Source organism: Paenibacillus sp. TY11 (genome assembly GCF_059772165.1).
The window spans coordinates 122,744-146,911 of sequence record NZ_JCBAIQ010000011.1; the positions used below are offsets into that span (position 1 = coordinate 122,744).

The 24,168-nt window shown below is 48.0% G+C and carries 22 protein-coding genes; 17 read left to right on the forward strand and 5 right to left on the reverse strand.

The window, feature by feature from the left end; all coding sequences use genetic code 11:
* Positions 1-141 precede the first annotated feature (141 nt).
* From AC6EJC_RS14460 to AC6EJC_RS14485, 6 genes are all read left to right on the forward strand, one after another.
* On the forward strand, positions 142-1,761 hold the full coding sequence (locus AC6EJC_RS14460) for an ABC transporter substrate-binding protein (RefSeq protein ID WP_444954563.1): 1,620 nt from the start codon (positions 142-144) through the stop codon (positions 1,759-1,761).
* Positions 1,762-1,833: 72 nt separating this feature from the next.
* Complete coding sequence (locus AC6EJC_RS14465; RefSeq protein WP_023986565.1) at positions 1,834-2,784, forward strand: ABC transporter permease; 951 nt, start codon at positions 1,834-1,836, stop codon at positions 2,782-2,784.
* Positions 2,785-2,788: 4 nt separating this feature from the next.
* Positions 2,789-3,634: an ABC transporter permease gene (locus AC6EJC_RS14470; protein ID WP_444954564.1), complete on the forward strand. Its 846-nt coding sequence runs from the start codon at positions 2,789-2,791 to the stop codon at positions 3,632-3,634.
* Between the two features lie 61 nt (positions 3,635-3,695).
* Entirely contained in the window at positions 3,696-4,733 is a 1,038-nt protein-coding gene (locus AC6EJC_RS14475; RefSeq protein ID WP_444954565.1) for an ABC transporter ATP-binding protein, read from the forward strand.
* Positions 4,726-5,688, forward strand: a complete 963-nt coding sequence (locus AC6EJC_RS14480; protein ID WP_444954566.1) for an ABC transporter ATP-binding protein — start codon at positions 4,726-4,728, stop codon at positions 5,686-5,688. Before AC6EJC_RS14475 ends, AC6EJC_RS14480 begins: the two co-directional genes overlap by 8 nt.
* Before the next feature lie 48 nt (positions 5,689-5,736).
* A complete protein-coding gene (locus AC6EJC_RS14485; RefSeq protein ID WP_444954567.1) occupies positions 5,737-6,192 on the forward strand; it encodes a hypothetical protein in 456 nt (151 codons plus the stop codon).
* Between the two features lie 73 nt (positions 6,193-6,265).
* Here AC6EJC_RS14485 and AC6EJC_RS14490 read toward each other — a convergent pair whose 3' ends face one another.
* Positions 6,266-6,877 carry a hypothetical protein gene (locus tag AC6EJC_RS14490; protein WP_444954568.1) on the reverse strand — a complete coding sequence of 204 codons (612 nt, stop codon included), beginning with the start codon at positions 6,875-6,877 and terminating at the stop codon, positions 6,266-6,268.
* Positions 6,870-7,745: a hypothetical protein gene (locus AC6EJC_RS14495; RefSeq protein ID WP_444954569.1), complete on the reverse strand. Its 876-nt coding sequence runs from the start codon at positions 7,743-7,745 to the stop codon at positions 6,870-6,872. Before AC6EJC_RS14495 ends, AC6EJC_RS14490 begins: the two co-directional genes overlap by 8 nt.
* 118 nt (positions 7,746-7,863) lie before the next feature.
* Here AC6EJC_RS14495 and AC6EJC_RS14500 point away from each other — a divergent pair, with 118 nt between their 5' ends.
* The 6 genes from AC6EJC_RS14500 (at position 7,864) to AC6EJC_RS14525 (ending at position 15,774) form a co-directional block, all read left to right on the forward strand.
* The gene (locus tag AC6EJC_RS14500; protein WP_444954570.1) at positions 7,864-8,892 is read left to right on the forward strand and encodes an iron ABC transporter permease; all 1,029 of its coding nucleotides are present in this window, start codon (positions 7,864-7,866) and stop codon (positions 8,890-8,892) included.
* A gap of 125 nt (positions 8,893-9,017) precedes the next feature.
* Positions 9,018-9,581: a GNAT family N-acetyltransferase gene (locus tag AC6EJC_RS14505; RefSeq protein ID WP_444954571.1), complete on the forward strand. Its 564-nt coding sequence runs from the start codon at positions 9,018-9,020 to the stop codon at positions 9,579-9,581.
* A gap of 263 nt (positions 9,582-9,844) precedes the next feature.
* Positions 9,845-12,517, forward strand: a complete 2,673-nt coding sequence (gene ppdK / locus AC6EJC_RS14510; protein ID WP_444954572.1) for a pyruvate, phosphate dikinase — start codon at positions 9,845-9,847, stop codon at positions 12,515-12,517.
* Positions 12,518-12,745: 228 nt separating this feature from the next.
* A complete protein-coding gene (locus tag AC6EJC_RS14515) occupies positions 12,746-14,044 on the forward strand; it encodes an ABC transporter substrate-binding protein (protein WP_444954573.1) in 1,299 nt (432 codons plus the stop codon).
* Positions 14,045-14,081: 37 nt separating this feature from the next.
* Entirely contained in the window at positions 14,082-14,954 is an 873-nt protein-coding gene (locus AC6EJC_RS14520; RefSeq protein ID WP_444954574.1) for a carbohydrate ABC transporter permease, read from the forward strand.
* Positions 14,944-15,774: a carbohydrate ABC transporter permease gene (locus tag AC6EJC_RS14525; protein WP_444954575.1), complete on the forward strand. Its 831-nt coding sequence runs from the start codon at positions 14,944-14,946 to the stop codon at positions 15,772-15,774. The genes AC6EJC_RS14520 and AC6EJC_RS14525 overlap by 11 nt, the downstream gene beginning before the upstream one ends.
* Here AC6EJC_RS14525 and AC6EJC_RS14530 read toward each other — a convergent pair.
* Entirely contained in the window at positions 15,764-16,621 is an 858-nt protein-coding gene (locus tag AC6EJC_RS14530; protein ID WP_444954576.1) for a helix-turn-helix transcriptional regulator, read from the reverse strand. The genes AC6EJC_RS14525 and AC6EJC_RS14530 overlap by 11 nt on opposite strands.
* A gap of 137 nt (positions 16,622-16,758) precedes the next feature.
* Here AC6EJC_RS14530 and AC6EJC_RS14535 point away from each other — a divergent pair, with 137 nt between their 5' ends.
* Positions 16,759-18,045: a Gfo/Idh/MocA family protein gene (locus AC6EJC_RS14535; RefSeq protein WP_444954577.1), complete on the forward strand. Its 1,287-nt coding sequence runs from the start codon at positions 16,759-16,761 to the stop codon at positions 18,043-18,045.
* Positions 18,046-18,160: 115 nt separating this feature from the next.
* Here the strand turns inward: AC6EJC_RS14535 and AC6EJC_RS14540 are convergent, their stop codons facing one another.
* Complete coding sequence (locus tag AC6EJC_RS14540; protein WP_444954578.1) at positions 18,161-18,997, reverse strand: carbonic anhydrase; 837 nt, start codon at positions 18,995-18,997, stop codon at positions 18,161-18,163.
* A 226-nt stretch (positions 18,998-19,223) separates the two neighbouring features.
* Here AC6EJC_RS14540 and adhP point away from each other — a divergent pair, with 226 nt between their 5' ends.
* Positions 19,224-20,240, forward strand: a complete 1,017-nt coding sequence (gene adhP, locus AC6EJC_RS14545; RefSeq protein WP_444954579.1) for an alcohol dehydrogenase AdhP — start codon at positions 19,224-19,226, stop codon at positions 20,238-20,240.
* A gap of 80 nt (positions 20,241-20,320) precedes the next feature.
* On the opposite strand, the gene AC6EJC_RS14550 is transcribed toward adhP, so the two are convergent.
* The gene (locus AC6EJC_RS14550; RefSeq protein WP_013308345.1) at positions 20,321-20,686 is read right to left on the reverse strand and encodes a winged helix-turn-helix transcriptional regulator; all 366 of its coding nucleotides are present in this window, start codon (positions 20,684-20,686) and stop codon (positions 20,321-20,323) included.
* 189 nt (positions 20,687-20,875) lie between these two features.
* Here AC6EJC_RS14550 and AC6EJC_RS14555 point away from each other — a divergent pair, with 189 nt between their 5' ends.
* The 3 genes from AC6EJC_RS14555 (at position 20,876) to AC6EJC_RS14565 (ending at position 24,138) form a co-directional block, all read left to right on the forward strand.
* Positions 20,876-22,072 carry an MFS transporter gene (locus AC6EJC_RS14555; RefSeq protein WP_444954580.1) on the forward strand — a complete coding sequence of 399 codons (1,197 nt, stop codon included), beginning with the start codon at positions 20,876-20,878 and terminating at the stop codon, positions 22,070-22,072.
* Between the two features lie 31 nt (positions 22,073-22,103).
* Entirely contained in the window at positions 22,104-22,946 is an 843-nt protein-coding gene (locus AC6EJC_RS14560; RefSeq protein ID WP_444954581.1) for an aldo/keto reductase, read from the forward strand.
* Between the two features lie 169 nt (positions 22,947-23,115).
* Complete coding sequence (locus AC6EJC_RS14565; RefSeq protein WP_444954582.1) at positions 23,116-24,138, forward strand: LacI family DNA-binding transcriptional regulator; 1,023 nt, start codon at positions 23,116-23,118, stop codon at positions 24,136-24,138.
* Positions 24,139-24,168: the final 30 nt, after the last annotated feature.

Sequence of the window (24,168 nt, forward strand, 5' to 3'; positions counted from 1 at the left end):
GTTTTTTTGCTGAATTCGATCACATAATGTCTGGAATGCTAATGACAAGGGGAATAAACAGTTTTTGACCGATTGTAAATCCGACTATTCCGATTTATACTATTTTTTATTACATACTTAAAGAATTCGGAGGCTATAGCGATGCGTCGTAATTTGACTGGTGTATGGGTACTAATCGTATTGATGTTAGTGGTAAGTGCATGCTCTGGCGGGAATTCGGGATCTTCGTCTGCGACAAATGGTAATACGTCCGGCACAGACGCCACTACAGCTGATAACGGACAGCCAAAAGATGGCGGTAGCCTGATCATCGGTGTGCAAGCTGATCCGGTGGTGCTGAATCCGAACTATGCGGGTGACCGGGTAAGTCTGACGATAGACCAGGCGATATTCGCACCTTTGTTTCAGGTGAACAATGGCAAGAAGACATTTTATTTGGCAGATAGCCTGACTCCTTCAGCAGACAAGCTGATTTATACACTGAAGCTGAAAAAAGATCTGACTTGGCATGATGGCGAGAAACTGACAGCTGACGATGTCGTTTTCACCATTAACAAAATTTTGGATGAGAAGCAGCACAGCTTTTTGAGAAGTAATTTTATGGTTAACGGCAAGCCGGTTCAGGCGAGCAAGGTTGACGATACAACGGTGGACTTCAAGCTGCCTCAGCCAGCCCCTGCTTTTGAAGCAGCACTGGTACAGGTATCCCCGATTCCGAAGCACATTTTCGAGAATGAAGCGGATATTGAGAAAAGTACTAAAAACAACACCCCGATTGGATCAGGTCCTTTCAAATTTAAAGAGTACAAAACCGGTGAGTACGTTACACTCGAACGGTTCGATAACTATTTTGGCGGCAAGCCGCATCTGGATTCTGTGACATATCGGATTGTTAAAGATTCGAATGCTGCGAATTTGGCCCTTCAAAATGGTGAGATCAATGTAAACTATCTCGACCCGCAAAACGTGGATACCATTAAAGCAACAGATAAGTTTGACATTTTCCCTTACAGCGAAGGTCGCTTGGCTTACCTGATGTTTAATGAAAACAGTGATACGAAGCAGTTGAACAAAAAGGAAGTTCGTCAGGCGCTTTCTTATGCGCTGAATCAGGATGAGTTGATTCAAGTATCCTATGGCTCCAAGGATTATGCCGACACTGCGAAATCTGCTCTGACACAGGACGTACTGTATCACACGAATGACGTTGCATTTTTCAATAATGATGTGAACAAGGCAAAAGAGCTACTGAAATCGGCTGGAGCTGAAGGACTGAAGCTGCGCATTATCATTCCGGGCGGCAACAAGGTACAGGAAGCACAAGCGCTCTATATCCAGCAGAAGTTCAAAGATATTGGCGTTCAGTTGGACGTGAACAGCATGGATTCCTCGGCATGGTCGCAAAAATTCGTCGATACGAATGCCAAGGACTTCGATCTGGCGATCAGCGGCTATATCATGGGGTATGACCCTGACGCGTATCGTATTTTGTATAGCACCGGATCGTCCTCCAACTATTCGCATTATTCAAATAAAGAAGTGGATAAGCTGCTGGAAGAGGGCGCGGGTGAGTCGGATACGACTAAACGTGGAGAAATTTATAAAAAGGTACAAGAGTTGCTGGCTGAGGATGCTGTCATCTACCCGATTGCTTATACCAAAACGATTGTAGCCTTCGACAAGCAGTATGGAGGTATTGATCAGGCTGTGTTAAAGCCGGTCGTGATTTTCGAGGATTTATCCAAAATTTATCACAAATAAGACAGGGTTTTCAAAAATAAGCTGGGCTAACCAGCTTATTTTTTTCGAAAACAGCAAGGGGAAGGGAAACGTATGAGACAACTCATCGCCAGAAGGTTGCTGCAAGTTATACCGATGCTATTTTTTGTGTCCATCGTCTGCTTCGGCTTGATCAAGCTGGCTCCAGGTGATCCGGTTCTCTCTTTTGTTACACCGAATATGCATCTGGAAGACATTGAACGAATGAGGCATAGCTTGGGGCTGGACCAGCCCGCTTATGTCCAGTACATATTATGGCTTAAAAAGAGCCTGACGGGTGATCTCGGCTACTCGCTAATTAATCACCAGCCCGTGCTGGATCAGATTCTCGATCGTCTCCCGGCTACAGCCGGGTTGATGGGTGCATCCATCATACTGGCTGTGCTGATTGCAATTCCACTCGGTTTGACGGCAGCGGCTAATCGGAATCGCTGGATCGACAAGCTCATTAATCTGATGTCGTACATCGGGATTTCTGTTCCGCTATTTTGGCTCGGTATTTTACTTATTTATTTGTTTGCGATTTATCTGCATTGGCTTCCGAGTACAGGGATGCGTACCATCGGAACGGACTCGGTGCTGGATGTGATCAAGCATGGAATTTTACCATGTTTTGTACTGGCCTTCGGCTTTCTGTCTGTGTATGTGAGGTACATCCGTTCCAGCACGATTACGCAGCTCAAGGAAGAATACGTGCAGATTCAATACGCGTTCGGGTCTGGAAAACGACTGGTTTTGTTTCGACATGTGCTCAAGCATGTGCTGCTGCCCATCATTACGCTACTTGGAATGTCGGTTGCGGACCTGGTGGCTGGAGCCATTGTGACGGAGACGGTATTTTCCTGGCCGGGCATTGGCTCGCTGGGCATGACGGCTGTAAAAGGGATGGATTACCCCGTCATTATGGGGATTACTTTATTTTCCGCCCTGCTGCTGATCCTGGGTAATCTGCTTGCGGATATCTTGTACAGCATTGCGGATCCGAGAATTAAATCAACGAGGTGAATTCATGAATCGGAGCAAATGGCGCAACATCGGGATCGAGCTGATGACGAGCAAAATGGGCGCCGTCGCCCTCATACTATTGATCGTATTCTCGCTGGGGGCGATTTTCGCATTTTTATCGCCGCAGGACCCGAATAAGCTGAACGTGCTAGAGCGTCTTCAACCACCGGGAGCGGCACACTGGTTTGGGACGGATGATTATGGGCGGGACTATTTTACAAGAGCACTGTACGGCGGACGTGTATCATTGCTGGTAGGCTTCGCGTCCATGATTATTGCGACCAGTATCGGTGCAGTGGTAGGCATTGTGAGCGGTTATTTTGGCGGGTGGATCGACAATCTGCTTATGCGGATTTTGGAGCTGGTCATGTCGATTCCGTCTTTCTTGGTTATTTTGCTGCTGAGTGTGTTTTTGAAGCCGGGTGTTGGCAATATCATTGTCATTATCGCCCTGCTCATGTGGATGAACATTGCCCGGGTGGTCCGGGCAGAGACAATGACGTTGCGCGAACGGGAGTATGTACTATACGCCAAAGCTTCGGGACAGAGTACGTTTGGCATTATCCTGAAGCACATCGTACCGAACCTGATTCCGGTGATTATCGTAGGGGCGACGAACAATATCGCTTCAGCGATTATGATGGAATCGTCACTTAGCTTCCTCGGCTTTGGTGTTCAACTGCCGAACGCTACGTGGGGCAGTATGCTGAATAATGCCCAAGGATATATTGCACAGGCCCCATATATGGCATTATTCCCGGGGTTGCTTATTTTACTGACCGTGTTGAGCTTTAATGTATTGGGGGATGTGCTGCGCGTAGGCTTTGAACCCAAATTAGTGAAACGATGATTCACAGCTACAAGGCCCATAACAAATGGCTCCAGGAGCGACGGAAAGGAGCGAAAACACAATGACGGAACATCTACTATCCGTCGAACAGCTGGAAGTTTCCTTTTTTACTCGTGAGGGGGAGAATCAGGCGGTTCGAGGGGTTAGTTTTCATATTGATGCTGGAGAAACGGTAGGAATCGTAGGAGAATCCGGGAGCGGAAAAAGTGTTACAGCGAAAGCAATCATGTCGATGATCGCCCCGCCGGGCAAGCGGCTGAATGGCGATATCCGTTACCGGGGACAAAGTCTGACCGCTCTGACGGAAAAGCAATGGCGCAAAATACGCGGAAACCAGATTGCGATGGTCTTTCAGGACCCGATGACCTCGCTGAATCCGGTCAAAAAGGTTGGCTATCACCTGATCGAGGTGATTCGCAGACATCGAGGACTGAGCAAGGAAGCGGCTACGCAAGCAGCTGTAGAACTGCTGCGACAAGTAGGCATTACCGAGCCGGAGCGCCGAATGAACCAATACCCGCATCAATTCAGCGGCGGGATGCGCCAGCGGGTGATGATTGCCATGGCACTCTCGTGCAGCCCGGAGCTGCTGATTGCAGATGAGCCGACTACAGCGCTGGACGTGACGATTCAGGCGCAAATCTTGGAGCTGCTCAAGACGTTGAAGCAGCAATCCGACATGGCGATTGCCCTGATCACCCATGATCTGGGCGTCGTCGCCCAGGTGTGCAGCCGTGTCATCGTGATGTACGGCGGTATGGTGATGGAGGAGGGGCGCGTGGACGATATCTTCTATCGTCCGGGCCACCCGTATACGCAGGGCCTGCTGCGCTCTGTGCCCCAGCGTACGAACGGCTTCCGCGAGCGGCTGGTGCCGATTGAGGGCACGCCACCGGATCTGCTGAACCCTCCATCGGGCTGTCCGTTCATGGAACGGTGCCCGCACGCGTTTGCCCGCTGTGTGGAGCGGCCGCCGATGGTGGAGCTGCGCCCTGATCAGCGAGCAGCCTGCTGGCTGAACGAGCCGGACGCTGTGCCTACCGGAGTCTACGAGACGCCGGAAGCGGGCCAGGCGGAAGGAGGGAATAACGGTGAGTGAAGCAAAGCATGTGGTGGGTGAGCGTCAGCCCTTGGTGGAGGTACACCAGCTTAAGAAGCATTTTGTGACCGCAAAAGATTTGTTAGGGCGTAGCTCCGAGGTGCTCAAGGCGGTTGACGGCGTGAGCTTCCAAATCAAGCGTGGCGAGACGTTCGGACTGGTCGGCGAGTCGGGGAGTGGTAAATCGACGGTTGGACGCTGCCTGACACGGTTATACGATTATACAGAAGGTACGGTACGCTTTGACGGTCAGGATATTTCCAAGCTGAACGATAAGCAGCTCAAGCCGCTGCGTCGGCGCATTCAGAGCATTTTTCAGGACCCGTATTCCTCTCTTAATCCGGGTATGAACGTGCTTGACCTGATTGGTGAGCCGATGGATATTCACAGAGTGCATCAGGGCAGTGAGCGTAAGGATGCCGTGGTGGCTTTACTTGAAAAAGTAGGGCTGAAGCGGGAGCATTTGTACCGCTACTCGCACGAGTTCAGTGGCGGGCAGCGCCAGCGGATTTCCATCGCTCGTGCTCTATCCGTGAATCCCGAGTTCATCATCTGTGACGAGCCGATTTCAGCGCTGGATGTGTCCATCCAGGCGCAGGTCATTAACACGCTGGAGGATCTCCAGCAGGAGTTCGGTCTGACGTATCTGTTCATCGCCCATGATTTGTCGATGGTGCGGCATATTTCAGACCGAATCGGTGTGATGTACCATGGGCGACTGGTAGAAGTGGCCGATGCAGATGAGCTGTATGAGCAGCCCGCTCACCCTTATACGCAGGCGCTGCTGTCCTCCATCCCTGTGCCTGATCCGAGAGCGGTCGGAGAGCAGAAGGGACTGGGGGGAGGCTTGGCCCAACCAGAGGGTTCATTGGTATGGGAGAAGGATAACAACAGTGCAACCGAGCTGAGAGAAATCAGTCCCGGCCATTATGTAGCGTACCCGGTTAACCGTTAGGTTAAGATCGGTTGTACGATGTGTATGACCCAAAGGAGGTAAAAAACGATGACTGAATCGACGAAAAGAGTACGTATTTCCCAATGGGACGCGCTCTTGCTGGAATCATTACGCTCTTTAGGCTGGTCCCATGAGGAATTAATCCGTCGAGTGCAGCAAAATGAGCTGCCAACGGACGGACAGTCCGGTTTTGATTATGCGGAGCTTGCCACCGGTCTGGCGTTCAAAGAGCCGGAGGTGTTTGTCAGCGCGGTAACGGACGGATATCAGATCAAGTATAATACGATACGGGGCATTCGGTCATGGATTGCCGCTGCGTTCGGGCGGGAGCCTGAGCTGTCACTGGAGGAAGGAAGCGAAGCCGTTACATCCGAACTGACGCCGGCTGAGTATGATAGGCTAGAGCGGGTACTTTCATTAGGCTGGGTCATCCAGGAAGTACGTCCCCCGGCTGGCGAGATTTCAGGATTATACCGAATTGTGCCTGCTTCACAGGCGAATTAAATCCTGGGTATGGAGTAACACACTTTACCCAGAAATTGAAACGAGCTGACCGATGAGGCCAGCTCGTTTTTTATTACAATCTTTCTTCATCTTTTTTATACAGCATGACCAGACTATTGTGAATGACCCGTGTCATGCAGTAAAAGAAGGCCATTCTGATGGTTTGCATAATGGCTCCCAACAACATGGACATCGATTCCATATGGGAAAAATGTAAGATAAGAATCCGGTTAATAATCCCTTCACCAAACCAGACAAAATATAGCGGAACAATCATCTTTTGAATATAACGAGCTTTGCGCTCCAATTCGGGGTGGAGCGCAAAGTACCTATAAATATGGGTGAATGTATTGGAGAATCCCCACAAATTAATAAAAGGAATCATGCGAGCAATGGCTCCAACGGTACGAATCGGATAATCGGAATGCTTTTGCCGGATGGCTTTATGTACTTGAACTAGCCAGATCAAATAGGTTACAAAACACATGTAGTACAGAACAAAGCTAAAAACTGTAAATTTTTGCTCCAGCTCGTATAGATGGTCGTAATAAAAATCATTTGCGTAAATATACACTAACGTAAAAATAAGGATGAGAAATTCGCCTATAGTGCCCACCGCTAGCAAGGCTTGGTGTACGCTGCCAGCTGTCTTGGACGGGAATGCTTTGGAATCTGAATCATTCAAGATGTACTTCCTCCCAGTCTAGTTGCTTCAAATACACGATAGCATCCTCCAGTGTTTCTACGGGGATAATGCGCAGCTTGAGTCCATGCTCCTTTTGAACTCGGGCAGCTTCTGCTTCGTTGCCTTCCTCACCGTACCATTCATAATCTGCCGGTACGAAAAATAGATCAACCTTTGCGGCCTCGGCTCCCAGCAGCTTTTGCTCCAGCCCACCGACCGATCCGACATCCCCGTACTCTTCCATCGTGCCAGAGCCTGCGATTTTGTGACGTCCACCTTCTGAAAAATCGATGTTGTTGGCTTCCTCATACAGTCCGATGCCTGTCATCAGACCCAAGGAATTTCCCGAAAGTTCCTGCAAATGAGTCAATAGCTCCGCATAGCGAGCATCCTCCAATTTGCTAAGACTCGAGAAGGTCGCCGTAGCCCCAGCTGTGTTGCTGTCTACGCTTAATTCCGTCGCTGCATGTACAGCTTGCATCGCAGAATATTTTAATGTGTCTGTCTCTGTGAGGTCCTTCAAATAAGAGTCCACTTCATCAGGTGCAAGGGGTTCAAATTTAATCTCCCCCCCAGATACATTTTCACTGGAATATACATTCCAACGCTCCAGAAGATTGTTAGCAATACCCGTTTGAACAGACGCAAAAAACACGCTCCCCTGAACGCCAAGATCTTTGACCGGATGCATTTCTCCCTGCAAAATATACTGTGCAGGCATAGGCCGTGTTCCAATAAAGGCAGCGATAGCCGGGATTAGCAATAGGGCGAAGATGAGTATACGTTCTTTGTTTATGCCAAATATCCTTTTGAGGAGATACGGATTACGGCTTGGCACCTCATTCACAACCTTTCCATCTTTTCTCATACGGATATCATCGGTTGAAATGATTAGAAAGGTTACATTTTCCACCATAAATGACCGATAAGAGTATAGTGATAATCGTATTTTATGGTAAATGAGGAAAGGGGATCTTTTAAATCTGATGAGTGAACAAGAAATACATGGGGGTGAACGTGGAGGTGGGACGATTGCCACTGAACCGAACGCAGCTCCACCAAGTCCACAAAGAATTGTTTTGACCTTGGTTACAGGATTTGCTGTATTGATCCTTGGTTTGTTTCTGTCGCTAATCACAGGTATATTTCCTATCAGCTATACAGAGGTATTGGAAGTGTTTTTTTCTTCAAATCCCGATCCCACATTAGAGGAAGTTGTATACCAAATTCGTATGCCATTTGCATTGGATATGTTGTTGCTTGGAGGATGTCTAGCCGTTTCAGGAACTCTTTTACAATTACGAACAGCTAATCGATTTGCATCACCAACCTTAACCGGACTTATGCCTGGGGCAATGGTAGGGCTATGTGTTGTCCTTTTACTTGGGATGGACATAGATTCCTTTGGTAGTATGGCTCTTTGTATTGCAGGAGCGGTGTTTGGAGGATTCATTGTATATACATTGAATAAAATCCGTTTCATTCGAGGACGGTCTGCGGGGATTCATTTATTCATGATTGGTTTCATTATTGATGTTGTCCTTCGTTCAGCGTCGGGAGTTATTATGCTACTTGGAGAAAATCAGCAAGAGTGGGCAATTTCTCAGGGCGGCTGGGGAATAAGAGAAGGATCGTTCACGTTTTGGCTTGCATTGCTTACAATTCTCGTTGTGTGCTCTGTGTTTGCACTCCCCAAGCAGCTTAGTCCGTTATACATTCCCTTCGCGATTGTGTTGACCGCCGTTACTGTGTGGGCATGTGGTACCATCGGATATATAGGACTTATTGTACCTTATTTCATGCGCTGTTTGATAGGAAACCGTCCACGGCTTCTCATTTTGGGCTCCGTCTTTTGGGGGGGCGGTCTGTTGATGCTGGCCAAAGTCATTTCCGCTAAAATTAACGAGCCGGTTGGGTTTCCCGTAACCCCGGTGCTGGCCTGTATCGGCATACCCTTTTTGATCTTTATGGTGTGGATAGAATGGAAAAGAAGCTCTCTGCTTGAAAGCAGTTGATTTTGAACGAGAAAACTTTTTCTAGATCACTGGACTGTTATTATAGGTGCTCTGCCAGATCATCAGACGCTCTTTTTTTATGCTATATTTTATACATAAGGAAAATCAGAGAGTTGAGGTGCAGCATGACAACACTGACTATTGTCGAATCATCCGTCAAACCAGGATTAATGGCTTTTCAGGCAAGCGCTGAAGATCAGGAGCAGGTTCAGGAGTTAATTTTAAAGACGGCCAGATGGCTGCACAGCAAAGGCTCCACGCAATGGGGCAACTTACTAAAAGGAAAAGATGATCACAACCTGGGGGGCGCTATTGCACGCGGAGAAGTGATTATTTTCCGAGCATCAGAGGATCATGGATTGGCAGGCGCAGTGATCTTGCAGCAGCAGCCCAGTGCATGGGACCGTAAGTTGTGGGGATTAGACGAAACGGATTCCGAGGGAGGAACCTCAGTATATCTGCATCGTTTGGTTGTGGATCGAGATAATACCGGGAAGGGTATGGGCCGTGAACTGATGCAATGGATTGAACAAGGTATTCGTTTCACAGGCAAGGATCGAATCCGTTTAGACTGTATTGCAGGGAATGACAAGCTTAGCAAGTTTTACAGACAATGCGGCTATACGTATATAGGCGAAACGGACGGCTATAATATTTTTGAAAAGATGCTAACAGAGATAGGAAAATAAAATTTGTACTGAGCAAAGGGACGTCTAAACAGGCGTCCTTTTTGCTTTGCTGGATTCCGTCATTCTATCCCAATATACGTCTAACTACGAATTAAAGTGTTTTATAAATAAGTTTATTCATTAATTAAAACATCATAAATGAATGTTATAAGTATATATTACGTCATATATATTGAAATGGCCTCCTGGTTTGTGTTACAACTTTAGATAGACATATGGATTAATTCAGGCATGTATCTCGATAAGTGGAGGGAATGAATTCAATGCTGAAAAGAGTGTACTCATTTAACGAAGGTAAGTTGGGGATGAAAGCGCTCCTAGGAGGAAAAGGCGCCAATCTCGCGGAAATGACGACACTGGGTCTCCCGATCCCTCCCGGCTTCACGGTGACCACCGAGGCGTGTCGAGCCTACTTCACTTCCGGCGGCAGGCTCCCGGAGGGCTTATTGGGGGAAATCGTGATTGCCCTGCACGACGTTGAGGAAGCGCAGTCGGCTATATTCGGAGATACGGAGCGGCCTTTGCTGGTATCTGTCCGTTCAGGCTCGGTAACCTCAATGCCCGGTATGATGGATACGATCCTGAATTTGGGTCTGAATGATGAAACCGTGTGTGGATTGGCAGAACAGACGAGAAATGAAACCTTCGCCTATGACTGTTACCGCAGATTTATTCAAATGTTTGGCGAGGTAGTGCTAGGGATAGAATCGATCCATTTTAATCAGCTTCAGGAGCAGAGCAAGCAAACCAACGGGCGTGCCAGTGACCAGGAAGTTAGCGCAGGAGAATGGAAGGAACTGATCGCAAATTATAAAGATCTTGTCGCAGAGCGGAGTGGACAGCCGTTTCCACAGGATGTGTATCAGCAATTGCAACTGGCGGTGGAGGCTGTATTCCGCAGTTGGAACAATATGCGTGCCAAGGTATACCGGAAGGCTTACGGCATTCCAGATGAACAAGGAACAGCAGTGAGCATTCAGGCCATGGTGTTTGGCAATCTCGGCAACGACAGCGGAACCGGAGTGCTCTTCACTCGCAATCCCTCCACAGGTGTGAAGGAATTGTACGGCGAGTATATGGTAAATGCTCAGGGAGAGGACGTCGTGGCAGGAATAAGAACGCCTAACCCTATTCCTCAGCTTTTGGAAGAGCAGCCACTAGTCTATGATCGTTTGGAAGAGTTGGCCTCATTGCTGGAGCGTCATTACCGGGACATGCAGGATATCGAATTTACGATTGAAAAAGGAAATTTGTATCTGCTGCAGACACGCAGTGGCAAAAGAACGGCGCAGGCGGCTGTAAAAATAGCTGTAGATCTGGTGGAGGAAGGGATTATCAGCCAAGAGGAGGCTATCCAGCGGATCGAACCGTCCCACATGGACCAACTGCTGCATCGCTCCATTGATACTTCCACGCCGCTGGTAGCGATTGCCCAAGGTCTGCCAGCCTCACCTGGCGCAGCGAGTGGGCGTATTGTGTTCGACGCGGATACGGCAGAGAACTGGACGAAGGATGGGTATAAAGTCATTCTGGTCAGTGTGGATACCTCGCCCGATGATGTTCACGGAATCATTGCCGCCGAAGGCGTGCTGACGAGTCGAGGTGGGATGACCAGCCATGCAGCTGTGGTTGCAAGGGGCATGGGTAAACCCTGCATTTGCGGCTGTGATGCGCTGAGCATTGATATGGGCAGTCGGAGCGTCAGTATCGGTACCCTGACCTTTCAGGAAGGGGAGGATATTTCGCTCGATTCGACCACCGGACAGGTGTACCAAGGCAGTCTGTCGCTCAATGAGCCGGTCATTACACCCGAGTTACTGAAGCTGCTGGAGATTGCGGACGGAATTCGGACGTTGAAGGTCTACACTAATGCGGATACACCACTCGACGCAGTCAAAGCCCGTGAATTTGGAGCCGAAGGCATCGGGCTTTGTCGGACGGAGCATATGTTTTTCTCCGGCAATCGTCTACCTATCGTTCAGGCGATGATTTTGGCCGATGATCAGGAGGAGCGGATTCTTCATTTGAATCGTCTGCTCCAAATGCAACAATTTGACTTTGAGGCTATGTTCAGTGCGATGGACGGTTTACCGATGACGATTCGCCTGCTGGACCCGCCGTTACATGAGTTCCTGCCGAATCTGGAACAGCTCCAGGAGCGACATCGGGAGCTTGAGCTTTCTGGCGGCCATGCGGAGGGGCTTCAACGTCTTAAAAATACTATCTCCAAGGTGCACGAACTGCGGGAAATTAACCCTATGCTCGGTCTGCGCGGTGTTCGGCTGGGCATTCTGTTTCCAGAGATATACGACATGCAGATTGAAGCGATCTTTAAGGCCGCGGAAGCGGCACTACGCAGGGGCGTGGATGTGAGACCGGGGATTATGATTCCCCTGGTCGGTCACTCCAATGAACTCAAGCAAATGAGGGAACTGGTTGATAAGGTAGCCGTTCAGGTGCTTAGCGAGGAATTCAAGTGGTTCAAGTATCGGGTGGGCACCATGATTGAGGTCCCAAGAGCAGCCCTGCTGGCAGATAGCGTGGCCCAGTACGCCGACTTTTTCTCCTTTGGAACCAATGATCTGACACAAATGACCTTTGGTTACAGTCGGGATGATGCTGAAGGTAAATTCCTCGGCTCCTATATGGAAAAAAATATTCTGGAAACGAACCCTTTTCAGGTGTTGGACCAAGATGGCGTAGGCAAGCTGATCGAATGGGCTGTTGCCAAAGGCAGGGCAAAAAAGCCTTTTCTGGAGACCGGTATCTGTGGTGAGCATGGTGGGGATAGTGAGTCTATTCTCTTTTGTCACCGCAGCGGACTGGACTATGTCAGTTGCTCACCGTACCGGGTGCCATTTGCCCGCATTGCCGCTGCTCAAGCAGCTTTGCTTGTCAGAGCGGAGCAACCTGAGGGAGCGCTGTCCGTTTTGTAGCTGATTCATTTTAATAGCACATTCTAGGCAGCCTTGATCCAAAGGCTGCCTTGTTCGTTTTACAACATAATTTACACACATACCTCTTCGGGAAGAAAAAATTTTATATAAAAAATGAAAATGGGGATATCGCGCCTCCCCCTCCTACATATGATGATAGGGAAAGTTTTGTAAGCGCTTCAATTAAAGATGACATACAACCATGCGAAGCTACAGGAGGCGGTTAAGGTGGACAATTACATGAGCTGGATAAAGATTGGCTTTTTCCTCAGCATTCTGTTTTTACTTGCAACGGCATGCAGTACCTCCCCCAAAATGGAGAACACAGAAGGGCAAAAAGTGCGGCTTACGATGCAGGCTTGGGGTAATCCTGCGGAGGTGAAGGTGTATCAGCGGGCACTGGATGCATTTGAAAAGGAAAACCCGAATATCGAGGTTAAACTGGTGCCTGTACCGGGAGACCAATATGAGCAAAAGCTGTTGACACAGCTTCAGGGAAGTCGCGGGCCGGATGTGTTTTATTCGTATGAACCGACGATTGCGCGTTTGATCGGGGCGAAGCAGGTGCAGCCTTTGGGTGAATTTTTAAAAAGTGATGCGAGTGATGTGAAGGCTGAGGATTTTCCGGAAGGATTATGGGGCCCGGCGAAGCGTGATGGGGAAATCTATGGGGTCACTCCCGACTCGAACCCGATGGTCATGTACTACAACAAAAAAGTGTTTAAGGATGCAGGTGTGAAGACGCCGCAGGAATACTATGACGAAGGCAAGTGGAACTGGGATGCCTTTGAGGAGGTTACATCCAAGCTGAAGGCTGCCGGAAAGCAGGGCTATATTGCGGAAAACTGGTGGGCTCACTGGTATTCATGGGTGTGGTCGAATGGCGGTCGGATCTTTGATGAACAAGGCAAGTATGTGCTGGACCACAATGAAAAGGGCAAGGAAGCCTTCGATTTTATGTACGATATGGTGAAAAAGGGAAATGCGGTATATCTCGGCTCGCTTCCCAAGGGGCAAGGGGCTGACGCGATGTTCATGTCCAATCAGGTGGGTATGCTGGCGGCGGGAAGATGGCTGGAGCCCTTATTCAGTCAAAATAAAAGCCTCGACTTTGATTATATTTACTGGCCTTCCAACACAGGCAAAAATGAACCTGTCGCCATTCCGGTTGCCTACGTAGCTGTGAACAAAAATAGTCCGCATGTGCAAGAGGCCATGAAGCTGGCAGCATTCTATGTCTCTGTGAAGGGGCAGGAAGCGCGGCTGGTTGAAGGTGGGAATGCCATGGGTACGCTTGCCGCCGCAGATAAGAGCATTATGAAAAATGCGACGATTGAGCATTCGAGCTATTTGACCGAGGGGCGTGACATAGGGCATGCTCATGGTTCTGCACTGGCCTATGATGCTCAGGTGCCGGGGTTAAACTCGGATATTACGGAAACCATTGACCTGATGTTCCTGGGCAAGCAGGATGCTGCGGCAACCATTGAAAAGTTGAATCAGATCATATCCAAGGCGGTCAAGTAGGCACGGGATGGCCGTGACCGGGGAGGAGGGTGACAAGATGCAGAAAAAGCATCAAGCGCTGTGGGGCTATCTATTCATTGGCCCCCAGTTTCTTGGTCTGTTATGTTTTTCGCTGTTGCCATTGCTATATGCGTTTTACTTAAGCTTTGTAAACTGGGATGGTTTTGGCGTCCCTTTGTTTGTCGGCTTGGACAATTTCAAAGGCCAATTATCTGATCCTGATTTTTGGAAGGCACTCATCAATACGATGTACTATATGGTGCTGGTCATCCCGGCGGGGATTATGTTGGCTTTGCTCGTGGCCATCGTGCTCAATAAAGTGAAGGGCAAGGAAATCTATCGCTTGTTCTTTTTCATGCCCGTCGTAACCAGCTCGGTATCGGTTGGGGTCATCTGGATGTGGATACTGAACGGCGAATTTGGCATTTTAAATCATTTGCTGCGAGCGATTGGGATTACAGGCCCGATGTGGCTTACCGATACGCAGTGGGTAATTCCATCGATTGCGCTTTTGAGCATATGGCTGGGACTGGGATATAATATGGTCATTTTTCTGGCAGGACTCCAGGGTATCTCCAAAAGCTATTACGAGGCAGCCGAAATTGACGGGGCCAGCAAGTTCCAGCAGCTAAGGTATATTACACTGCCGCTATTGTCACCGACGACCTTTTTTGTCACCATTATGATGGTCATTAGCTCTTTTCAGGTGTTCGATCAGGCGTTCGTTATGACGAATGGGGGGCCAGCCAAAGCAAGCTATACGCTCGTGTACCACATTTACGATCAGGCGTTCATTGACTTCACAATGGGAGAAAGTGCGGCGGCGGCCATGATTTTGTTCGTGATCATTCTCGTATTTACACTGCTGCAATTTAAAATGCAAAAGAGGTGGGTGCACTATGGAGATTAGTTGCAGAGGCAGGGTGTTCCTGCGCCATGTGCTGCTCGCTGTCGGCTCTTTAATCATGTTTTTTCCATTCCTGTGGACCATCCTCAGTTCTCTGAAGGATATTTCTCAAATTTTCGTCGTCCCGCCTCAGTGGATTCCCGATCCGTTTGTATGGAGCAACTATCCGGCTTCACTGGAGGCAATGCCCTTCGTGCAGGCGTACATGAACAGCTTTTACATTACGGCCATCATCGTGACAGCGACGCTGATTAGCGCATCTATGGCGGCGTATGCTTTTGCTAAAATCCGTTTTCCAGGTTCGAATGTGCTGTTTATTTTGTTCCTCGCTACGATGATGGTGCCCAAGCAGGTGACGATGATCCCGTTATATTTGGTGATGGACCGCATCGGGTGGCTGGATACGCATTGGTCGCTGATCGTGCCCGGAGCCTTGTTTAATGCATTTGCGGTATTTCTGCTCCGCCAGTTCGTCATGGGTATTCCACGCGATCTGGAGGAAGCGGCGGTAATGGATGGGGCGGGATACATTCGCATTTACTGGAGCGTTATTCTACCACTCATTCGTCCGGCATTGGCGGCGATAGGGATTTTCACCTTTTTGGGTGCCTGGAACAGCTTTCTTGATCCGCTTATCTACCTCAATACACCGGAGAAATTCACAGTTCCGCTTTTGCTTAACAATTTCAAAGGGCTATATACCGCCGATTGGTCACTGATGATGGCGGGTACCACCATTTCTGTCGTCCCGGTGCTGATCGTCTATATCATTGCCCAAAAGCAAATTATTGAAGGCATCACTTTGACGGGAATTAAGGGGTAGGGGCGTTCCCCTGCTCCTTTTTGTGTTCTTTCCGGTACTGTAACGGGGTATGTCCGGTGAATTGTTTGAATACACGACCAAAGTGAGCGATGCTGTCAAAGCCCGTTTTTTCAGCAATGGTGGTCACTTTCCAGTTCGTTTCTCTCAAATACGCCCGAGCCTGCTGGATCCGCACATCCTGAAGATATTCTACTAAGGTAAAACCCGTTGTCTGCTTGAAAATACGGCACAAATATGTGCTGCTAATATAAAAATGCTCTGCCAGCTGATCTAGCGACAGCCTCTCGGCATAATGAGCATGCAGGTATTCAATGACTGAGTACACTCGCTGCTGCTTTTCGCTGCGTTCCGGCACAATGGGATCGACAGTGGCGGATTGTATGCGCTGGATGCGGATAAGCAGCTGGAGCAGCAAGCTTTGGAGATATAGTTGGCGGTAGACGTGTTCTTGATGGTATTCATCCAGCATTTGCCGGAACAGATGCTCCAGCTCGCATTGTTCTTCCTCGGAGGGGCGAAGCAGAAAGCTTTTCTCTGGCAGAAGAAGCCGGTTCTGCTCGCTGGAGGGAGGGACAGGCATTGATGAGGCTGCAAATCCTTCATCAAAGTTGATCAAAATCCGTTCATGGCTACCGCTACCCTTGTTACTCGTACGGTGAAAATCATGTTTGCTGATCCAAATCAGATCGCCCTTCTGTAGCGCGTATACTCGCTGATTAATGTAGTAGTAGCGCTCTCCTGCCAGCAGATAATAGATTTCGTGCGCTTGGTGGACATGGTCGGCCGACATGCTAAACGGCGCCGTCCGTAGCGCTTGCTCGATGGCAAAACGGGGTGTGGCGATCATATCAACGGTCTCCTTTATGAAAGCATTCATGAGGATAATATATGTATACTTTACGAATAAATTCACAATAAAAGCGAAGATTTCGCTCTTTCTTATACTATAAAATAAAAGTAATTCATGTAAAGGGTGTGAACCAATTGGCTAAAATCAAATATGCACTTGTGGGCACCGGAGGAAGAGCCGAATTTTTCTACGGTGAAGTTGTTACCGTTTTCAAAGAAACCTCAGAGCTAATCGCGTTCTGTGACGTAAATCAGACAAGAATGGACTATGCCAATCGGCTGTTGCAGGAGAAATACGAGCATGAGCCGATTCCGACCTATAAAGCTCACGAGTTTGACCGGATGATCGCGGAGACGAAGCCGGATATTGTCATTGTCACGACCATTGACCGGGTGCATCATCGGTATATTATCCGGGCGATGGAGCTGGGCTGTGATGTCATTTCCGAGAAGCCGATGACGGTGGACGAGGACAAATGCCAAGACATTTTGGACGCCATAGACCGCACGGGACGGAAGCTGCGTGTCACCTTTAACTACCGATATGCACCGCATAATACGAAAATCCGTGAGATCATCATGGACGGGACGCTCGGTGACATATTGTCAGTCAATTTTGAATGGCTGCTGAATACACAGCATGGCGCGGATTATTTCCGTCGGTGGCACCGGGATAAGCGCAATAGCGGCGGTCTGCTGGTGCATAAATCGACGCATCATTTTGACCTGATGAACTTTTGGCTCGGCTCGAAGCCGGAGACGGTGTATGCGCTGGGTGATCTGAAATTTTACGGCCGGGAAAATGCGGAACAGCGCGGCGTGACTGAGTTTTATCAACGGGCTTACGGCAGCAAGGCAGCGGAAAATGACCCTTTTGCGCTACACCTGGACCGTAACGAGCATTTGAAAAGCATGTATCTGGATGCTGAGCACGAGGATGGCTATGTGCGGGATCAAAGCGTATTTGGCGACAATATCAGCATCGAGGATACACTCAGTGTCATGGTGAAGTACCAGAACAAGACGGTGATGAATTACTCGCTGAACGCTTATATGCCTTGGGAGGGCTTTATCATCGTGTTTAATGGCACCAAGGGACGAATGGAGGTTCGGGTATCCGAGCAATCCTATGTTAATTCCGGTGGAAGCAAGGCAGATGAGGGTGCGCTAAAAGAGAAGACCATCACCATCTATCCTCACTTTGCAGCACCTTATGAGGTCGAGGTAGAAGAAGGCGTCGGTGGTCATGGCGGAGGTGATCCAGTTATGCTGCGTGATATTTTTGATAAGCCGGCAGAGGATCGGTTTCATCGTGCGGCCTCACATATCGACGGCGCATGGTCCATTTTAACAGGCATCGCCGCCAACCGCTCTATTCGTACAGGTCAGCCGGTGAAGGTGGAGGAACTGGTTCGTTTTTAGCGAGGTATCAACTTTAAGACCAAAAGCCCCCTCTAACTAGATTAACAGAGGGGGCCTTCTTGGTTGTTGTATTTAAATATAGAATGCACCTTATATCTAACGGCACTTTATTTTATTATTTATCGGCAGTCAGCTCACGGGTTCCCAGTTGTTGTACAGGACGATGGTTATCGGGAAAAATGGCAGCAAACCGATTGATTTGGTCTGCCGACATTTCAATAGGTTGTTCCAGTACCGTCCAATTCACATGTTCTGTGCATGGCGGGGTAGTCAGCGATCCATTGTAGCGAACGGAGTGCAGGTCCTTCGGCAGCAGCGTGGCGAGATTTACTTCTTCCTCCAGTGTCGCTTCTTGAGAGCTATCTTTTGGCAGTTTGGACCAAATGCGGTTGAAAGCCTTGTTTTCTTTGCCACTTTGAATAAGGACCCCTAAGACAGCTGTGCTCCCGTTGTCGCTCTGATGAACAAAATGAAGCTCCATTTCAGCATTTTTACCATCTATTTGGTGTTCGCTCGGGTGGTGAAAATGAAACTGCTTTAAAGTGAACTTAGTACCGTCCAGTATGATGTTATTGCTGGCATCGGCAACATTGATTTGCACAGTGTGTCCATTATTTAATATGGATGCTTTCGTGTTGGTGTAATGAACCTGCAGCGGTTGCTGCGTTTGCGATGCTTCCAGATGGGTATGCTCTATATTGACAGGAGATTGTTCGTGGCCGTTACCACAAGCAACAAAATCTTTTTCCAGCTCTCCCCAATGTTCCGGTCCCTGATCTCCCTCATAGGACCAGTGAGGGCTTTTCTGAACAACTGCATGTACATTGTTAGCTGATGACGGTGAAGTGTTGGTGGTGCTAGAAATGGTGGACTGTGGACTACATCCTGTTACCAACACAACCAAGAAAATGGCAAATACGCTGGATAGGCAAACTTTCCAGTTTTTTTTCATGGCTCATGATCCTTCTTCCAGATAGAGTATGTGAAACTTTTTACATTGTAATTTATTGTACAAAGTTCCTGCAAGGGTACAAGGACTTAGGAAAAAGGTTCAAAGGTGGGGTGTCGATTAAATAGCTTTAAGTGAGATATAGGATTGTCCTCTTTGGGGAAAAATTACTATAATAGTGGAGTGTTCATTACAAAATAATTCCATATCCATTTAAAGGAGAGATCTCATGAAAGCAGCAGTTGTTACAAAAGACAAAAGAGTCAGTATAGAAGAGAAACCTTTGCGCTCCCTGAAACATGGAGAAGCGTTAGTCCAAGTCGAATACTGCGGGGTTTGCCACACAGATTTACATGTGAAAAATGCAGATTTCGGTGATGTCACAGGCAGAGTTCTGGGGCATGAAGGCATTGGAAAAGTCATTGAATTAGGTGAAGGAGTAACCAGTCTTAAAATTGGTGATCGCGTAAGTATTGCCTGGATGTTCGAGAGCTGCGGTCACTGCGAATATTGCTTAACCGGTCGGGAAACGCTGTGTCGTGAAGTTAAAAATGCCGGATACACGGTAGACGGTGCAATGGCAGAACAATGTATTGTCACAGCTGACTACGCGGTCAAAGTACCAGATAGTCTTGACCCTGCGGCTGCAAGCAGTGTAACTTGCGCAGGGGTTACAACCTATAAAGCAGTTAAAGTCAGTGAAATCAAACCAGGACAATGGATCGGTATCTTCGGCATTGGTGGCTTGGGTAACCTGGCTGTGCAATACGCCAAAAATGTATTCAATGCTAAAGTTGTAGCCTTTGACATCAGTGATGAAAAATTAGAACTGGCCAAAAAAATCGGCGCTGACTATATCGTTAACAGCATGAAAGAAGACCCGGTCGCCCGAGCCAAGGAGTTAACAAACGGTGCTGGTCTGGATGCAACCGTGGTTACTGCTGTTGCCAAAACACCTTTCAACCAGGCCATCGACGTTGTAAAGGCTGGTGCGCGTGTCGTAGCTGTAGGTCTTCCAACCGATAAGATGGACCTGGACATTCCACGTCTGGTTCTGGACGGCATTCAAGTTATTGGCTCCTTGGTCGGCACTCGTGAAGACCTTAAAGAAGCGTTCCAGTTCGCTGCAGAAGGTAAAGTCGTCCCTCTTGTACAAAAACGTCCGATCGAAGACATTAATGAAATCTTCGAGGAGATGGAGCATGGCAAGATCCAAGGACGCATGGTCATTGATTTCACGAAATAAAATGAGTCCAATTCGTAACCCTTGAAATTCGGAGAGAGAGAAAGCGCCTGCTGATGTATTGCAGGCGCTCTTTTTGGCTTTTACAGCTTATTCAGAATGTTATCTTCCAAAACAGCGGATTTATCCCCGTATTCTTTAATAATATGCCTTTCTCCCCAGGCACAAAGAGAATCCAAAATGCCTTTCAAACTACATCCATATTCACTAAGCTCGTACTCCACTTTGGGTGGAACCTGATTATAGCTAATCCGATTGACAATGCCGTCTTCCTCTAATTCCCGGAGCTGCTGAGTCAGCATTTTTTGTGTTATGGAAGGCATCATCCGCTTTAATTCACTTGTCCGCATCTTTCCGTGTGTCAAATGACACAGAATCACGCACTTCCATTTTCCCCCGATCACCTCTAGCGTTGCCTCAACAGAGATATTGTATTTTTTCTTCCCCAATGCCGATCCCTCCATGTGTGTCGCTTTCTGTTATACATACCTTAACAGCCTGTTTTGATCTAAAAGAACTTTTATTTAGGGTACTTTTTGGTACCTATATCACTAAAAAGTACGTACTGTTCATATTTGCTTGAATAACTCATAATAACATCTGCTGGTCAAAGATTTCTATAGATAGGAGTGAAAAACATGCCGTCAGAATCAAAACGAAGTATCTGGCCATTACTGGCTCTAGCCGTAAGCGCCTTTGCCATTGGGACAACTGAGTTCATCAGCGTGGGACTGCTTCCCCTGATCGCTGAAGACTTGCACATATCCGTAACGATGTCTGCACTAACCGTAACACTGTACGCATTAGGGGTTACCATCGGGGCACCTGTTTTGACCTCATTAACATCAAGTGTTCCCCGTAAAACGTTGCTACTGTGGATCATGATTGTATTTATTGCGGGCAATAGCCTCGCTGCGGTCTCTAGCGGAATCACCTTGCTGTTGATTGCACGTGTGATCTCGGCGTTCTCCCATGGGGTGTTCATGTCCATCGGTTCCACCATCGCAGCCGATCTTGTGCCGGATGATCGGCGGGCCAGTGCTATTTCCATTATGTTCTCCGGGTTGACCGTAGCCACGGTCACAGGTGTACCTTTGGGTACCTACATTGGGCAGCAATGGGGTTGGCGGGCTGCATTTATGGCGATTGTGGTCGTCGGTGTGGTGGCACTTATCGCCAATCTGATTTTGCTGCCATCTACTCTGCGTAAAGGGAACAAAACGCCTTTCCGTGAGCAGGTCAAACTGGTTACAAATGGTCGCTTGCTGCTTGCATTTATCATTACAGCTTTGGGGTATGGAGGCACATTCGTAGTGTTTACTTATTTATCTCCATTACTTCACGACATAACCGGATTTCAGCAAAATACGGTAACGTTCATTCTCTTGTTGTATGGAATCGCAATTGCTATCGGGAATGTTATTGGTGGAAAAGCTGCGAACCGCAAGCCGCTTTCAGCTTTATTTTACATGTTTCTGATTCAAGCTGTTATCCTGTTTCTCCTGTTGTTCACCGCACCTTTTAAAACGGCAGGACTGATTTCGATCTTCTTTATGGGATTGCTTGCGTTTATGAATGTGCCCGGCCTACAGGTATATGTAGTCATGTTAGCCGAACGTTTTGCACCCAAAGCTGTCGATGTTGCCTCCGCCGTGAATATTGCAGCTTTCAACGCAGGGATCGCAATTGGAGCATATGTAGGAGGAATTGTGACTGACTCACTGGGTCTCATTCATACGACGTGGATCGGGAGCATTATGGTTTTTGTTGCAGTTCTACTAACAGGCTGGAGTCGTATGCTCGAAAAAAGGGATACAACCACCACTACAGGCTAAAGCTTTTAAAAAATAGAGAGGAAGATACAAAATGACACAAAACTTACAAAGCACAACAACATTGCACAACGGAGTTCACATGCCTTGGTTTGGCATCGGGGTATTTAAAGTGGAAGAAGGTTCGGAGCTCGTAGATGCTATAAAGGCTGCTGTAAAGCATGGCTACCGCAGTATAGATACAGCTGCAATCTATGCGAATGAAAATAGTGTAGGACAGGCTATTCAGGAAGCCCTTCAGGAGAATAATCTGTCCAGAGAAGATCTGTTCGTCACGTCCAAAGTGTGGAATGCAGATTTAGGCTATGAAGAGACACGGGCAGCTTATGAAGCAAGTCTGGACAAGCTGGGTCTGGACTATCTGGATCTGTATCTGATTCATTGGCCGGTTCAAGGAAAGTATAAAGAAGCCTGGAGAGCTTTGGAGTCCTTGTATAAAGAAGGACGGATTAAGGCGATTGGAGTCAGCAACTTCCAGATTCATCATTTGGAAGATCTCATGAAGGATGCTGAAATCAAGCCAATGATCAATCAGGTGGAATTCCATCCACAATTAACACAAGCCCAGCTACTGCAATTCTGTCAAAAGAACAACATTCAAATGGAAGCCTGGTCCCCGTTAATGCAAGGCCAATTGCTCGATCATCCGGTACTGCAAGACATAGCGAACAAGTATGGCAAATCGGTGGCTCAAGTGATTTTACGCTGGGATGTGCAGCAGGGAGTTGTCACCATTCCCAAGTCTACCAAGGCGCATCGGATTGTCGAAAATGCCGACATTTTTGATTTTGAATTGACGCGCGAGGATATGGATCGAATCCAGGCGTTAAATGCCAATCTTCGAGTAGGTCCCGATCCGGATAACTTCGATTTTTAAATTCAGCCCATCATGTAACGCCGTTTCCTTCTTCATTGAATGGGACGGCGTTTTTGTCCATGATGGGTCTGGAGCCACAGCAATCCAATCCCGCCATATGGTATTATAGGGTTGAGTGAAAAGAGACGTTTTGGAAGCTTGTGAATAATGAAAATCTCCGGGGGCCCTCATGAATAAGACGATTGCAGATATAGCAAAAATGGCTGGTGTAGCCAAGAGTACGGTATCCCGTTTTTTGAACGGCGGGTCTGTCAGCGTGGATACGAGACGTAAAATTGAAAAGGTGGTCAAAGCCACGGGTTATGTGCCCAATGCCTTTGCCCAGAGCCTTAAGGCGAAGCGGACCAACATTATCGGCACCGTTGTGCCGCGTCTGGATTCTTTTGCGACATCCCATACGCTGATGGGTATTGATGAGGAGCTGCGTTCTCAGCATTATCAGATGCTAATCTCTAATACGAGCCAGGATGTACAGCGTGAAATAGAAGCCATTTATGAGCTGGGACGACAAAAGATTTCGGGTATCATTTTGCTGGCTGCTCAAATTACAGACGACCATCTAACCGCGATTCGTGACATCAGTATTCCGGTGTTGCTGGTGGGACAGCAACACGAGCAGCTTCATAGCCTTATCCATGATGACTACCGCGCGGGCTATGATATTGGCGCGTATGTTCTGTCGCAGGGGCACCGCGAAATTGCCTACGTTGGTGTTACTGAAAAGGATGTTGCTGTCGGTGTGCAGCGCAAGGAGGGCTTTAGGCAGGCCGTTCGCGATGCATTGCCTGCTGAGTCTCATACGGACGATGCGATGCGAGCAGCAGGGTATGATATCAGATACTATGAAACCGGCTTTAAAATGTCCGATGCACGGATTGCTGCATCGGACATTTTAGACAAGTTCAAGCCATCGTTAATGGTGTGTGCTACGGATAATATCGCGCTTGGCGTAATCAACGCGGCTTATTCCAGAGGGATTGTCATCCCGTCGGATTTGTCGGTAACTGGCTTTGGGGGATACGATATTACGGAGGTCATTCACCCTGCGTTGACAACCGTTCAATATCCGTATATGGAGGCTGGACGTGTAGCAGCGCAAAATATTGTGCGGCTGGTAGAACATAAATCAGTAGAAAAAGTGACGGTCATGAATTATTCACTTATAGAAAGAGAAAGCGTTGACAAACGCTAAACGGGTGGATTATAATTTCTTCGAAACCGG